At 43.1% G+C, this 14,204-nt stretch carries 12 protein-coding genes; 6 read left to right on the plus strand and 6 right to left on the minus strand.

Features of this window, described 5'->3' with window-relative positions:
• Window positions 1-77: 77 nt before the first annotated feature.
• The 5 genes from SWOO_RS18475 (at window position 78) to SWOO_RS18495 (ending at window position 4,616) form a co-directional block, all read left to right on the plus strand.
• Entirely contained in the window at window positions 78-653 is a 576-nt protein-coding gene (locus SWOO_RS18475; RefSeq protein ID WP_012326187.1) for a sugar O-acetyltransferase, read from the plus strand.
• 524 nt (window positions 654-1,177) lie between these two features.
• Window positions 1,178-1,900 (plus strand): hypothetical protein, encoded by a 723-nt coding sequence (locus tag SWOO_RS18480; RefSeq protein ID WP_012326188.1) that lies wholly within the window; start codon window positions 1,178-1,180, stop codon window positions 1,898-1,900.
• A gap of 16 nt (window positions 1,901-1,916) precedes the next feature.
• Window positions 1,917-2,123 carry a helix-turn-helix domain-containing protein gene (locus tag SWOO_RS18485; protein ID WP_012326189.1) on the plus strand — a complete coding sequence of 69 codons (207 nt, stop codon included), beginning with the start codon at window positions 1,917-1,919 and terminating at the stop codon, window positions 2,121-2,123.
• Window positions 2,124-2,187: 64 nt separating this feature from the next.
• The gene (locus SWOO_RS18490) at window positions 2,188-4,140 is read left to right on the plus strand and encodes a S1 family peptidase (RefSeq protein WP_012326190.1); all 1,953 of its coding nucleotides are present in this window, start codon (window positions 2,188-2,190) and stop codon (window positions 4,138-4,140) included.
• Between the two features lie 80 nt (window positions 4,141-4,220).
• Window positions 4,221-4,616 carry a hypothetical protein gene (locus tag SWOO_RS18495; protein WP_012326191.1) on the plus strand — a complete coding sequence of 132 codons (396 nt, stop codon included), beginning with the start codon at window positions 4,221-4,223 and terminating at the stop codon, window positions 4,614-4,616.
• Between the two features lie 80 nt (window positions 4,617-4,696).
• On the opposite strand, the gene bla is transcribed toward SWOO_RS18495, so the two are convergent.
• Together bla and SWOO_RS18505 are read right to left on the minus strand one after the other, a co-directional pair.
• Window positions 4,697-5,515, minus strand: coding sequence for a subclass B1 metallo-beta-lactamase (gene bla, locus SWOO_RS18500; RefSeq protein ID WP_012326192.1), 819 nt, complete (start codon window positions 5,513-5,515; stop codon window positions 4,697-4,699).
• A gap of 92 nt (window positions 5,516-5,607) precedes the next feature.
• The gene (locus SWOO_RS18505; RefSeq protein ID WP_012326193.1) at window positions 5,608-6,633 is read right to left on the minus strand and encodes an NAD(P)H-dependent flavin oxidoreductase; all 1,026 of its coding nucleotides are present in this window, start codon (window positions 6,631-6,633) and stop codon (window positions 5,608-5,610) included.
• A gap of 221 nt (window positions 6,634-6,854) precedes the next feature.
• Here SWOO_RS18505 and SWOO_RS18510 point away from each other — a divergent pair, with 221 nt between their 5' ends.
• Window positions 6,855-7,136, plus strand: a complete 282-nt coding sequence (locus SWOO_RS18510) for a hypothetical protein (RefSeq protein WP_041417793.1) — start codon at window positions 6,855-6,857, stop codon at window positions 7,134-7,136.
• A 79-nt stretch (window positions 7,137-7,215) separates the two neighbouring features.
• On the opposite strand, the gene SWOO_RS18515 is transcribed toward SWOO_RS18510, so the two are convergent.
• The 4 genes from SWOO_RS18515 to SWOO_RS18530 form a co-directional block, all read right to left on the minus strand.
• Window positions 7,216-8,490: a glutamate-5-semialdehyde dehydrogenase gene (locus SWOO_RS18515; RefSeq protein ID WP_012326195.1), complete on the minus strand. Its 1,275-nt coding sequence runs from the start codon at window positions 8,488-8,490 to the stop codon at window positions 7,216-7,218.
• 43 nt (window positions 8,491-8,533) lie between these two features.
• Window positions 8,534-9,652, minus strand: a complete 1,119-nt coding sequence (proB, locus tag SWOO_RS18520; RefSeq protein WP_012326196.1) for a glutamate 5-kinase — start codon at window positions 9,650-9,652, stop codon at window positions 8,534-8,536.
• A gap of 221 nt (window positions 9,653-9,873) precedes the next feature.
• Complete coding sequence (locus SWOO_RS18525; RefSeq protein WP_012326197.1) at window positions 9,874-11,163, minus strand: NCS2 family permease; 1,290 nt, start codon at window positions 11,161-11,163, stop codon at window positions 9,874-9,876.
• 1,304 nt (window positions 11,164-12,467) lie between these two features.
• Window positions 12,468-14,006 (minus strand): M17 family metallopeptidase, encoded by a 1,539-nt coding sequence (locus tag SWOO_RS18530; protein ID WP_012326199.1) that lies wholly within the window; start codon window positions 14,004-14,006, stop codon window positions 12,468-12,470.
• Between the last annotated feature and the right edge of the window lie 198 nt (window positions 14,007-14,204).

The raw sequence follows: 14,204 nt of genomic DNA on the forward strand, positions 1-14,204 counted from the left end.
TGAGGTGACGAGCAGGTGACATCACAAGTGATACAATCTTGCTCCAACATACCTATACAACAAAGTTGACAGATAACATGTCCGAATTCGAAAAGATGCTCGCAGGTAAAGACTTTGACGGCGGTGCAGACAGTATTAATCATATCCGTCAAAATGCCTCGAATTTATTGCAGGCCATTAACCAAAATACAGATGACTCTCAACGTAGTGAACTGTTTCAACAGCTAATGGGCAATATTTCAGCTTCTAGCATAGTCCGCTCTCCATTTTATTGTGAGTTCGGCAAGACGATTTCGATTGGAGAAAAAACCTTCATCAACATGAATGTAACTATGCTTGATGGCGCAAAAATTACTATTGGTAATAACGTGTTAATAGGCCCAAACACGCAGCTTTACAGTGCAAGCCACGACTTGAACTATCTTAAACGTCGTAACTGGGAAACCATCTGCGCTCCTATTACCATTGAGGATGATGTGTGGATTGGTGGCAATGTTGTGATCAACAAAGGTGTGACCATTGGTACGCGATCTGTGATTGCAGCTAACTCAGTCGTTAATACAGATGTACCGCCTGATTCACTGTATGGTGGGACGCCTGCGAAGTTAATCAGGATGATTGATGAAAATGGGCAAGTTCATAAGAACAAATAAACTATAAGAGGACGGAGTTTTCTAAAAGTTTGATGCACCACCTCACAGAATTCTCTCGAAATAAGAGTGCACATATGTCGTTCTTTCACATCTGACCCATAAGGATATGGGAAATGTCGTTATGGTGTAGGGAACATCGTCGACCATGCCATCACGACATTGTTGCATCCATACACGGCACCTACTAGCGATAAACGACAAATAAAGCAAACCTTCAACAACCTAGCCAATACCAATTTTGATTCAAGTTAACACATAGAAATATGTAATCAGCGTTCATTCGAACGCTCACTAACTTTATGACAGAAACGAGTAACGATTATAACTATCCCAATAACATAGAGAAATACCATCCATCTATCCCAAGTTTACCGAACTCATCCCTAAATAATAAAAACCATTAAATATCAATGCTATAACACCAACCCAAGAAAACATTTGACTTCCCTAATTTAATGTTTAACATTAAATTTTTAGCGATAATCATTAACAAATATCTCAAAGTGACAACAAGGTGTATAACTATGGAAGTGAATGCTGATATAAAAAAAATCCGCAAACTCGGCATCACGATACGGGGGTTGCTTTGGATCATATGTGGCGGGATAGTACTCTCAAACATAGGTTTCTTCTTGTTTTATGATTTTTTTAACTTAGATTTTGAGTTTTTCTCCAGAGCAAGTATTTTTGGTTTTCAAGTGATGCTCGATGAATTAACCATCTCCAGCGACTCTCCATATCCTATCCAAGTCAGTATTCATGACTCCCCCAATCTACTCGTTAAATGGTTATGGTACATAAGCACCCCCGCATGCTTGATTATTACTCTTTTCATCATATTACGATTGGATAAGCTATTTAAATCATATTCTGAGGGAATGGTTTTTCACAGCAGTAACACTAAAGGCCTTGCGGTTATTGGCTGGCTTTTAGTTGGCCTCTACTTTACTGATGCTATCGCTTCAATGACATTAGAGACACTATTTCTTGATGCATCCAATAGCTTTATTGTTGTTGAAGAGCTGCCACACATGGTCCCCATAGACCCGACTAGCGAAGCTAAAATGATTGATTTAGATTGCATGCCACCAGAGATGGCTGACTTAGAGTTTCCCCCGTTACCAGAGATGGGAACACGAATTTATAGCAATTTAACGCTACTGCTATTTGGTTCTTTTCTAATAGTGGTGGCAAGAATTATGAGCTATGCAGAAAATCTAAAAAAAGAAGTTGATACCTTGATCTAATCCACATGGACTGGTTATGAAAATAGTTGTAAATCTTGACGTAATGCTGGCAAAACGGAACATGCGCCTAAATGATCTTTCAGAAAAGGTCGGCATTTCAATTCAAAACTTATCCATATTAAAGACTGGAAAAGCGAAAGCGATGAGGTTTTCGACATTAGCACTAATTTGCGAGGCACTAGACTGTCAACCTGGTGATTTGCTTGAGTACCTACCTGAATAGACGGCAATCTATTTCAGGTAGGATTTTTTATTTAACTACACAGTTAAACATCTTGGAGTTTACAATGTACAACCCTAGAATTACAACCCTGTTTATCGCGCTAGCGGTAACAGTTAGCGGCGCATGTCTCGCCAATCCATACGACAAAATAACAAAATATCATGCCAACAATCCTACACCTAGGATCATAGGAGGCGAAGACGCACAAAAAAGCGAATTCCCATTTATGGCATCTCTTATCAGCTCATCCACACCAACAACAGGTTCAGTCCAGCCTTTTTGCGGCGGGTCGTTAATAACCAAAAGGTTTGTCCTCACTGCCGCCCACTGTGTTCAAGGTGGAAAAGCAAGTCCAGCCTCAATTGATGTACTTATCGGACTCCATGATGTAAATGCACCTAGTGAGGCTAAGCGCCATAAACTCAAGAAAATATATGGAGACGCCCAAACAGATACCGCCCTTCTGGAGCTGCAAGAACCAGTAGAAGGGATCACTCCCATCAAACTTATCACGCCTGAGCTGGCAGCACAGCTAAAAGATGGCGATATGATGACAGTCATAGGTTTCGGAGTCACGATTGAGAATGAAGAGAGACCAGTTGCAAAAATACTTCAAAAAGCAGATGTGCCCCAGTTTAATCAAGCATTATGCAATAAAAACTATCAAGAATTAGTGGGTTCAAGAGTCAATGAATTTATGATCTGTGCTGGCTACGCAAAAATAAAAAAAGACTCATGTAATGGCGACAGCGGTGGACCACTATTTATGAAGAAAGGTGGTGAGTTATACCAAACAGGGGTTGTCAGTTGGGGCGCCCAGGTTTGTGCCAGCGATAATCTTCCCGGCGTCTATGTCAGGGTGTCAAAAATGCTCGATTGGCTGTACGAGCGTTCTGCAGGCCTAGACTTCGATAGAGATATGAACCTTGGCTATTTAGAGTTAGAACAACAAGCAGTCCACACTCTTAACATCGATAATAACAGCGAGCATAGCTTTGTGATTAACAAGGTTGAATTTAACGATTTAGACAATCTTGCAACCCCTGAAATTGTTAAAAACAACTGCAATTCAACTGAAGTTGCAACGGGAAAAAGCTGCGCAATTGAATTCAAGTTTGCTGCCAATAAGGTTGGCCCAGCTAAACTCACAATGGCACTGCATACAACTCATCCGATGGTCAAACTGACCAACTCAAAGGTATCGGTCAGTATCGCAGAAAAGTCAGATCTTGATATGAAAAAGCTCGTCGACATAAAACACAGTGACTTTGTCAATTGGCATACTGGTGGAGATGGGATATGGCAAGCCCAATCAGATAAAACTGATGTTGGTGACAGCGCGATAGAGAGTGCATCAGTCGATGATGGACAAGCCGCTGGGTTACTAGGAGTCATAAAAAGCGACAGAGTCACTGAGCTTAGTTTCAGCTACCTAGTAAGCTCTGAGTCTAACAAAGACGGGTTAAAAGTACTGGTCAATCAAAAGGAGCAATTGTTTGCATCTGGAGATACTCAAGATGCGTTCCTCAATGTGAAACTCCCAATGACCAAAGGCATCGATAGAGTTGCATTCGCCTATAGCAAAGATACTGGTGGAGAAGCAGGACAAGACAGAACATACCTTGACAACATTCAACTGACGATTACCAATAAAGCCCCTGTTATCAGCATTAAAAAAGTTAAGCCGATTGAGATAAGTCAAAGCACCACGATAGACGCAAGTGGCACCAAAGATCCCGATGGAGACACCTTAACCTTTAGCTGGAAGCTAATAGGAAAAGGCAATGGCGCGAGTTTGACTGACACATCCAGTAAAGTCGCTAAGTTCAAAGCCGGAAATAAAGCTGGCAAAGTCGAGGTTGAGCTTACGGTAACGGATAAGTATGGAGAAAAATCCGTTAGCAAAGCCATGATAGATGTTAAAGAGGAAGATAAGGGAGGCAGCACCGACTTTATGCTACTCCTATTAACAGCTCTTGCTATTCTGCTCTCAAGAAGGAAAGTGCAAACTCCATAATCAAATATTAATACCAATCAATATAAGAAGTACAACGCGGAGCTGATGGCCTCGCGTTGTTTTTAATATCGAGTAAAACTATGAAAAAATTTAATATATTTTCCCCATTAGTTTTTACCTTATTGCTACTCTTCAGCGCAGGGAGTCAATGCGGGTATGAAAATGTAGACATAAGTGAAGAGAAGAAGATGATTGAAGTATTGTATGGCGTAGAGGTATATAGCGACAGCTTTGAGTTTCAGGTTTTATCTAGTGGCTGTACTCACAATGAGCATTTCAAACTGCAAGCCAGTCAACTCAATGACAATCAGATTTCTGTACAGCTAATCCGCACTAAAAAAGATCTATGCCGTGCACTTCCTTGGCTAATCAATATCAAAGTAGCAATACCATTTTCAGATATTCTGTATCCTGAATTTATTTTTACCAACCCCTTCAAAAACAAACATTCCCTAAAAAATACCTATGGGAATTAAACTATCAACTAAAACAAGGAGGCCTTCATCAAAACCTCCTTTTCAATACTCAATTCTCGCTTTTACAGCTCTGATAGCCTTCATTCAAAACGAGCAACTTCCTTAGTAACAGACAAAGAATGATCCAATATCGATTGACCTTTAGCGCCCTCTCCATGTCCAGGGAAGATAAATTCAACTTTGGGGAACTCTGCTTTGACCTTACTGATACTGTGATACCAATTTGCAAGATCCGCATCGCCTGTCCAGCCTAGGTTGTTCACTTTATTGTCTTTTAATAAGCAGCCACCAACAATGACTTTCTCCTCTGGTAACCAGATAACAAGATTGTCCATGCTGTGGCCAGAGCCCGGATAAAAGGCTTCAATTTTACCCTTAAGTAGCGCGAATTTGTCTCCTGAAAAACTGTGATTCGATGTTGGCTGCTTATCGTTAACCAGTAACTTATTGGTCATCTTTGATGCATAGGTTGCAGAACCTAATCTATCAAGATAACCCAAGCCGCCCGCTCTATCTTGATGATAGTGAGTGACAATCGTGCCCTTAAGCTGCAGTTTCTTCACCTCAAGCCAGCGCATCAGATCTGGCATATCAGACTCACTCCAAGGGGTATCGATAAGATACGCGTCACTGTTATCGACATAGATAAATGAATTTGAATCGAAGGTCTGTGCTGGTTTGTCTTGATAAAGCTTAATCGTTTTATAGGACTTAACTAAATACAGGGTCGGATATACTTGAGTTATCTTTATCAGTTCTGAAGACCAGTTAACTTGTGAAGAGCTGGGAGCTGCAGCCGTTATTGAACTGACTCCAAGCAAGAATAAACAGGGAAGTAGATGTGTAAAAAGTCTGATTACTTTGAACTTTGTGATAAAAAGATCGATCTGTTTAGACATAATAGGGGAATGATAATTAGTAAAGTTGCTCTGAATATACAGAGCAATTGTGGCAAAAATCTAGCAAGTTTATGGCAATCTTATTTTTCAGGCTAACCATATACAAGGGAAAACATGTAATCCTCAAGCTCTGGTAAGCTGGTAATATTAACCGCACCATTGCCCGCCCACAGGGATTGATACTGAGGCAGATCATGGCTCTTTGCGTGCTCACGTATCGTTTTAGTCGCATAATGTTGCTGGGGAAAGAGAGGTGATCGCTCCAACTCTAACATCGCCAGCTCATTGACGATGCCACGAGCCTGTCTGCCGGTAATACTTGTAGTTTGCATCAACTGGTTATCGTCACAAACACCTAATAGAGCCTGCTTATAGGTCTGGGATGCACTACTCTCCTGTGTCATTAAAAATCCTGTCCCTATCTGTACTCCATCAAAGCCTTTTTCAAGAGCAAATACGATATCCTTCTGATTAACAATCCCCCCCGACTTTATCAGTTGAGTGTACGGGTAATCCCGCTTCAGCGTTAACATCACGGCCTCAACATCATACTCGGCATCATTAAATCCCCCTTTATGACCACCTGCGAGTGCGTTTTGATACACAATCATGTCAGCATTAGCCTCACTTAACACCTTGTGGGCTTCATCGAGTGAATTCACTGTGACCATCACCTGGCCACCAGCATCCTTATAACGCTGGTAATCTTTAGCTCGTAACACACCAAAGGTCGTACTGATGATCGGTACTTGATGGGCTATCACTAAGTCGATAATATCACTGGCCGAAGGATGTTTGGGAAGCTGACAATCCAAAGAGGTGAAAATCCCCAAGTGTTTTTCAATCTCAATCACCTCAGCGGGTTTAGCAACCTTGTCAGGGTACTCACAGTGATCAACAAAAAGGTTTACCTGAAAAGGCTTATCCGTTTTCGATTTAACAGACTGAATTAAGGTATCAAGCTGGGCTAATGTCAAATAACCAGATGGGATACTGCCCAGCAAGCCAAACTCACACACTTTAGCGATAAAGTCTGCAGACAAGATCCCACCAGCCATGGGTGCTTGAATAATTGGGTACTGTGTTCCAAGTTGTTGACATAAAAAACGCGTTTTCATCCGTTTAAATTCCTTTTAAAACCGGAAACAATATTCCTGCTTATTTAACTTAAATTCAAGTAACTTAACTCAATATTAGACCAATCTATAACAGAGTGGCTTGCTCCTTTATCAATAGGTGCTAAATAATCATAAACTGTAATTAATTCGCCATTGAGACTCGATTAAAATAAAATCACCTACCAGTTCCCATCAAGTTAGTCATCACTAAGTGACCGCATATGAGTAAAAAACCAGATAGGCAGAGTGCGATGCTACAGATCATTGAGCAGGTAAAGGATCAGTTGCCTCTATATGAGTCTGATACTTTTATCTGCGGCCCAGATAATAATTGTCAAGGGTGCCCTAAAAAACTGCTCGAATTAGTCGATACCGAACTGACCTACTGGGAGTCGGCAATTGAGAGAGGAGTCACGCCTAATTTTGATGAGATAACTCGCTTTGGCAAGCTATGTAAAAATGTGCGTCGCGGATTGGTTCGTAATAATTTAATCCAAGCCTAATACCAATCAGTATCACTCCTCCCTAAAAACAGAAAAGGAGGTCTGTTGACCTCCTCTTTTATATGCGACTCATTGAGCACTAACCTCGAACAGTATACTCACCTAGGCCAATCCACTTATAAGTGGTCAGTGCTTCAAGCCCCATGGGCCCACGAGCATGGAGTTTTTGTGTACTCACAGCCACTTCTGCGCCAAGTCCAAATTGACCACCATCAGTAAAACGAGTGCTCGCATTAACATATACTGCTGCTGAGTCCACCTGATTGATAAAATGGGCTGATGCATGAATATTATCGGTCAATATCCCCTCAGAATGTCCACTTGAGTAACGACGAATATGCCCAATCGCGGTATCAATATCGGCAACAACTTTAATGCCTAAGGTCAGTGACAGCCACTCCTGCCCATAGGTCTCATCGGTAGCCGTAGAGATTGCAAGTCCTAACTTATCCGCAATGGCCTTAGTTTGCTCACAACCATAAAAACTCACACCTTGCGCACTCAAGTTTGAGAAAAGTTGTGGTAATGCCGTCTCGGCAAGAGAGTCATGAATAAGCACAGTATCCAGCGCATTACATACTGTGGGTCGCTGCACTTTGGCATTGGCGATCACTTCGATAGATTTCGCAATATTGGCATCTTTATCCATATAAAGATGACAGATCCCTATCCCGCCTAAAATCACCGGGATCGTTGCTTGCTCAGCGCACAAACGCTGCAGATTTTGTCCGCCGCGAGGCACTATCATATCCACAAACTGATCAAGCTTTAACAAGCCAGACACTAATGTACGATCTGGACTTTTAATCAGCTGTACGCTGTCTGCTGCTAACCCTTGCTCAGTTATGGCTTCGCGTATCGCTTCGCTCAGTGCCATGTTTGAGTTTAAAGTCTCCTTGCCCCCTCGCAGAATCACTGCGTTTCCGGTTTTAAGTGCAAGCACTGCAATATCGACGGTCACATTTGGACGCGCCTCATAGATTACGCCAATCACACCTAAGGGCACACGGCGACGAGACAAACGCAGGCCATTATCCAGCAGCTGACTCTCAAGCTCAGTGCCTACTGGATCATTGAGACTAATGACATTATCAATATCACTAATCACACCTTTTAGGCGCGCGTCATCGAGCAATAATCTGTCTATCATGGCTTCACTGAGGCCATTTTCACGTGCAGCCGCAACATCTTTTTGGTTCGCCGCTAAGATAGCTTGGCTCTTTGCTGTAAGACTCGCGGCAATCGCTGATAGTAGCGCCTTTTTTTGGGTTCCAGTTAAACTGGCTAACCCATAACTTGCCTGTTTGGCATTTTGACCCAGAGTTTGCAGATAAAGCTCATTATTCTCAATCACGTCATATCACCCTAAATTTTTAAAGGAGCTAGCTCTTTTCGTTTTACAACACAACCATATCGTTACGATGAACCACAGCATCACCGTAGTCATAGCCCAGTAGAGATTCAATCTCATCTGAGTGTTTACCTACAATCTTGTTCAGATCCCCAGCACTGTAACGACTGATCCCACGCGCACATTCGCGACCATCACTGTCGATAAGCTGTAGCGTCGTACCACGATCAAACTCACCAATCACGCTGACAACACCTTTAGAGAGCAAACTGCGACCCTTTTCAGTCACCGCCTTGATGGCACCAACATCCAGAACCAGCTTCCCTTTAGCCGCCTGTCCCGCCAAAATCCACTGCTTTCGACTCTCTAGCGGGTTTTCAAGTGCGGTAAAGTGAGTGCCCACATCCTCTTTACATACCGCATTGAGTATCACCTGACGGCGATGTCCGGAGGCTATAACCACCTCGATACCCGCCCTTCTGGCAATATCAGCGGCTTCCAATTTAGTGGCCATACCGCCTGTTCCTAAACCTGAAACGGCTCCACCAGCAAGCTGGCGTAAACTATCGTCAATATTAACCACTTGTTTTATCAGCTTGGCATCTGGGTTTGATCTAGGATCTGAGTCAAACAGTCCCTGTTGATCTGTCAGTAGTATCAGCAGATCTGCATGGCAAAGCAGTGCAGCGCGAGCCGACAGGTTGTCATTATCACCAACTTTAATCTCATTGGTCGCAACAGCATCATTTTCATTGATAATGGGAATAATGCCATTATTGAGCAGTGCATTGAGTGAATCACGGGCGTTGAGGTAACGCTCACGGTCATGGAGATCGGCCTGAGTCAAAAGAAGTTGGCCTACATGAAGCCCGTAGATACTAAAAAGCTGTGACCAGGCAAGAATAAGCTGGCTTTGTCCTACCGCAGCCAGAAGCTGTTTATTGGCAACGGTATCGGCAAGCTTAGGATAACCAAGATGCTCCCGCCCGGCAGCAATAGCGCCCGAAGTACACAGTACCACCTCAACACCGGCTTTCATTAACGCCGACATCTGTCTCGCTAACTCAACCATATGTGCTTTATCCAGCTGTTTACTGCCGGAGGTTAATACACTCGTTCCCAATTTGACCACCACGCGGCGGTAACCAATCTCACTTAAGTTCATTGTCAAAATAGTAAATAAAGCCGAACTTAGCGTTATACCCAATCCTGCGCTTAAATGGTAGCGATGAGTGTAAAAGAGAGGAGTTTTTGCAAAAACAGTGAAGATATAACAATAAAAAGGCCACATAAAAGTGTGACCTTTAACCTATCCGTATACATATTTGCTGAACAGTCAAAACAGCCAGTTTTGTTGTGGCTAACTATGACTTCAAAAATGAATAGCTATCCGTACATAAATTTACCGATGAAAAGTACCGCAAGTATCACGACTCCCACACTCAGATCTTTATAGCGCCCGCTCATCAATTTAATCACAGCATAGGAGATAAAGCCCAGTGCAATACCTGTCGCGATCGAGAAAGTTAATGGCATCAAGATACACACCACCACAACGGGTGCAGCCTCAGTCAGATCTTCCCAAGCCACATGCATCAGTCCCGACATCATCAAGATGGCCACATAAAACAGTGTTCCAGCCGTCGCATACGCGGGCACCATGCCAGCTAAAGGAGAGATAAATAGCGCTAACAGAAACAAAATCCCCACAACAACAGCCGTCAGCCCAGTACGGCCACCAGCGCTAACCCCTGCAGTACTCTCTATATAACTGGTTGTCGTAGAGGTACCTAACATGGCGCCCGTAATCGTCGCGGTACTGTCAGCCGTTAACGCACGGTTAAGTCTTGGTAGACGTCCTTTATCATCTAAAAAGCCCCCCCTTTGCGCAACCGCAACTAAAGTGCCTGAAGTATCAAATAGATCAACAAACAGGAAAGCAAACACCACGGAGAGCATGCTGATCTCAAGCACATTAGAGAGATCCATCTTCATAAATGTCGGCATAACCGAAGGAGGCAAGGAAACCACACCTTGATACTGCACGTCGCCAAAAACAACTCCTAATAAGGTCACGGCAAGAATACTAACGATCACCGCTGACTTCATCCCCCTGTGTACCATGGCGATGATCAAGAAAAAACCCAACATCGCCATCACAGCAGGAAAGGCGGTAATATCCCCCATAGTGACCAAAGTCGCTGGACTTGCCACCACAATCCCCGCACTTTTTAGTCCTATCAGTGCCAAAAACAACCCAATACCAGCAGCAATGCCCAATCGTAATGACATAGGTATGCTGTTTACCACCCACTCCCTAATTTTGACTAGGGAGAGAATTAAGAAACAGATCCCAGAGAGAAACACTGCCCCTAAAGCTGTCTCCCAGCTGTAACCCATCTCACCCACAACGGTATAGGTAAAGAAGGCATTTAAGCCCATACCTGGGGCAAGTGCTATCGGATAATTAGCGACAAACCCCATAATCAGACAGCCAATCGCCGCAGCTAAACAGGTCGCGACAAATACAGCGCCATGATCCATTCCCGCATCAGCTAGCATCTTAGGGTTGATAAAGATGATGTAGGCCATAGTCAGAAAGGTCGTTAACCCCGCCACCATCTCCTGCTTTATATTTGTTTGATTTTCTTTAAGTTTGAATAGTCTCTCTAACATGAAACAGACCCTTTTTTGTTTTTACAATAGCGATAAACAGGTAGGTAATGATGGCGCTAATTAGCGCCACAAAAAATTAACATTCAAGGAGTATAGGGAATTTGATCGCAGGAAACTAGCAGTAGAAGATCCTGTGACTTAAAACTAACAGGCAAAAAAAAGCCTGCTCAATGAGCAGGCAAAGACTAATTTCAAGTAAAGAGTTTCCGCGCTAACAGTTACACTGCAGTTTGATATTTGGTCAAATCAAACTGCAACTTGAGTCTACACTCCCCAAAAGGGGATAAAGGGTCTATGGATGGTAACTAACTTTCTATCACTCAATTAAGAGTACCTAGTAGGGGCAGTAAACCCTAAAGTTTAAACAAGGCTAAATAATTAACCTTTAAAGCTCATGGCGTATAAACCGCCACGTAATGAATCTGTACAAAACCAAGTGTTCTGCCAATAAACGTGCTGAATTCCGGTATAAGACATAATCAATACTCCTAACAAAGTTGTAAAAAAATACTCTAGTCTAACTTGGCAGTGCACGTCTTATAGTGACTGACCTTAGAGTCAACTTGTCGCTCGATTCCTTGGAGAATTATCCTTCCTGGATAGACTTAGAGGTGGAAGACGTCATTGCCTAACCAACGAGATAACTATAGCCAAACTGAAAGTTTATTACAAGCTTTTTATTAAAAAAGAGCCTAAACAGTCAAAATAGCCACTAAAACCGTAATTTTACCACACAAATAATATGCAAATTGGCACAAACCGTAATTTTTAAGTCAAAATGAGTTTAAATAATCAAACAAAAAAAAGCCTGCTCAATGAGCAGGCAAAGACTAATTTCAAGTGTTCCAAAAGGAAGAGTTTCCGCGCTAACAGTTACACGTGCATATCATTTAGAAAACCAAACAAGATGCAACTTGAGTCTAAACATCCCAAAAAAGGGATAAAGGTTGATGGATGATAGAAACTACTTAAAGGGGTAGTCAGCCCTGAAATTTGTGAAAGATAAATCTTTCGAGGCAAGCATGGCGTTAACGCTGTGCTTAACCGAGGGAGGGGAGTATAGACCTGTGTAATTTTATTACAAGCTTTTTTTGATTTTTATTTAATAAAAGTCAAAACATGTAATTTCACTACCTAATCTGACCTATTTAGTCGTTATTAATAGCGAATTAGCAGATAAAATCTCCACCTTATCGAGCGGGGATGACTAAAACTTACAAAAAGTAAGGGGTTAAATTATACATCAAGGCACTCATGCTCATCTTTTAAAAGTCTGGGCAAGAGTACCTGCTGCTAACTAAGGCTTATGACTTCACGGTCATATGTTTATACAAGCCAACTAATGGTGTAGCTGTAGGCTTACCATATAGTGGGTGTCCCTCTGTTGCACTGCCAGCAATATCTACATGGACATACGCCATAGGCTTCTCAGATTGAACCCCATGTTCACTTAACCCTGATGCTTTTAACAAAAATGCTGCTGGATACTGGTGCCCTCGCGCAGTAACTGATGAGGGACCATTGTTAGAGGAGAGAATATCCGCAGCACCAGATGGGTCGACAATTTTGGCATAATCATCACGGCGCAATACAGATTGCTCAACAGGCTCTCCCCAGCTCTCTCCTTGACTGGCAATACTTGATGCCACACCAGAGAGCTTAGCGACGCTGTTTTCAACAGTTGCTGTGTAGCCACCATAACAGCGCACCACGTGACCTGTTAAAGTCGCCACAGAGAACAGCTCAGGTTTAACCGCTTTTTCAGCCTTGATACGCAAGTGTGATAGAAGATCCGCTAACACTAAACGCCCCTCAGCATCGGTATTACCGATCCGAACTCTTACACCTGCGTGACTTGTGATGATCTCATCCGTGACAAACGCCTCACTGCCAATACTATTTCGCACTAAGCCTAGCTCTGAGACCACTCGAATACCTTTAGGCTTTAGCATAGAGAGGGTTTTCATCAAACCGGCAACGGCGGCAGCGCCACCTTTATCTCGGCTCATACCCGCCATTCCACCAGCCACCTTAATATCAGCGCCGCCAGTATCGTAAATCACCCCTTTACCAGCAAAGAAGTAGGTACGCTCAATCTCCCCCTCTCCCACATACTCAAGCTTGACCACACGGGGTTGATGACGAGAAACCGCAAAGGATGAACGTCCTACCGCACTTAACAGCGGGTAATCACGCTCAAGTACATCTCTGTCTTCGATGACACAAACCTTAAGCCCAGAGTCTTGGTATGCTGCCACACAATAGTCAGCAAAGGCGGCAGCAGACATGCGCTCAGGCTCTGTGCCACAAAGATCTCTTGCAAGAATACGTCCCGCTTCAAGGGCGTTTAGGCTTTGGCTCATATCTGAGGAACACAATAAGCCTATCGATTCAAACGCAGGTTTATCTCCCTTGGCCTCTCGAGACTCTAAAGCTTGCCATAGCTCTTGGCCACAGGCGAGCGCGGCAACTTCAGCGGAAAACTGATAGCGAGTATCACTCTCCTTAGCCACCAATAATAACGGACGCTTAGCACCAGCTTGCAGAGCCAACGCTATACCAGCCCTTGCCGCATCGGCAAATACCCTGACATCTTCAACGTCATCTTGGCTATTTAATACTGGCGATAGAATTAAACGCCCACCTGCCAAACCAGGCGCAAATAGCATGGTGGCAGAACGTCCAACTCGGTTATCAATTTTTACGCCGTGATCTGCTAGAAGTGAGATCTCATCAACACCAGTTTGCATAACATCACTGGCAACGACCACGAGCGCATCCCAGCCACTGCCTTCAAATATTGCATCGTCATCGCGTACATCAATAAAGTTAACCTGACCCATAAACCATCCTTTTGCTTGTGAGCACTTACCTGACTAAAAATGCAAAGGTAAGTGTCTTAATTTTATTATTTGGCAAACAATATGCCTTTTACTCATGCTAATGCCAACCTCTTTTGATGAGAAACTCATGCTTGGCAACTTTCAATGACAGCTTAGGGGCTAAGCGTTAATACTGAGTGAAAGCAGAGACAAAAAGTA

This window comes from Shewanella woodyi ATCC 51908 (assembly GCF_000019525.1).
Lineage (GTDB): Bacteria > Pseudomonadota > Gammaproteobacteria > Enterobacterales > Shewanellaceae > Shewanella > Shewanella woodyi.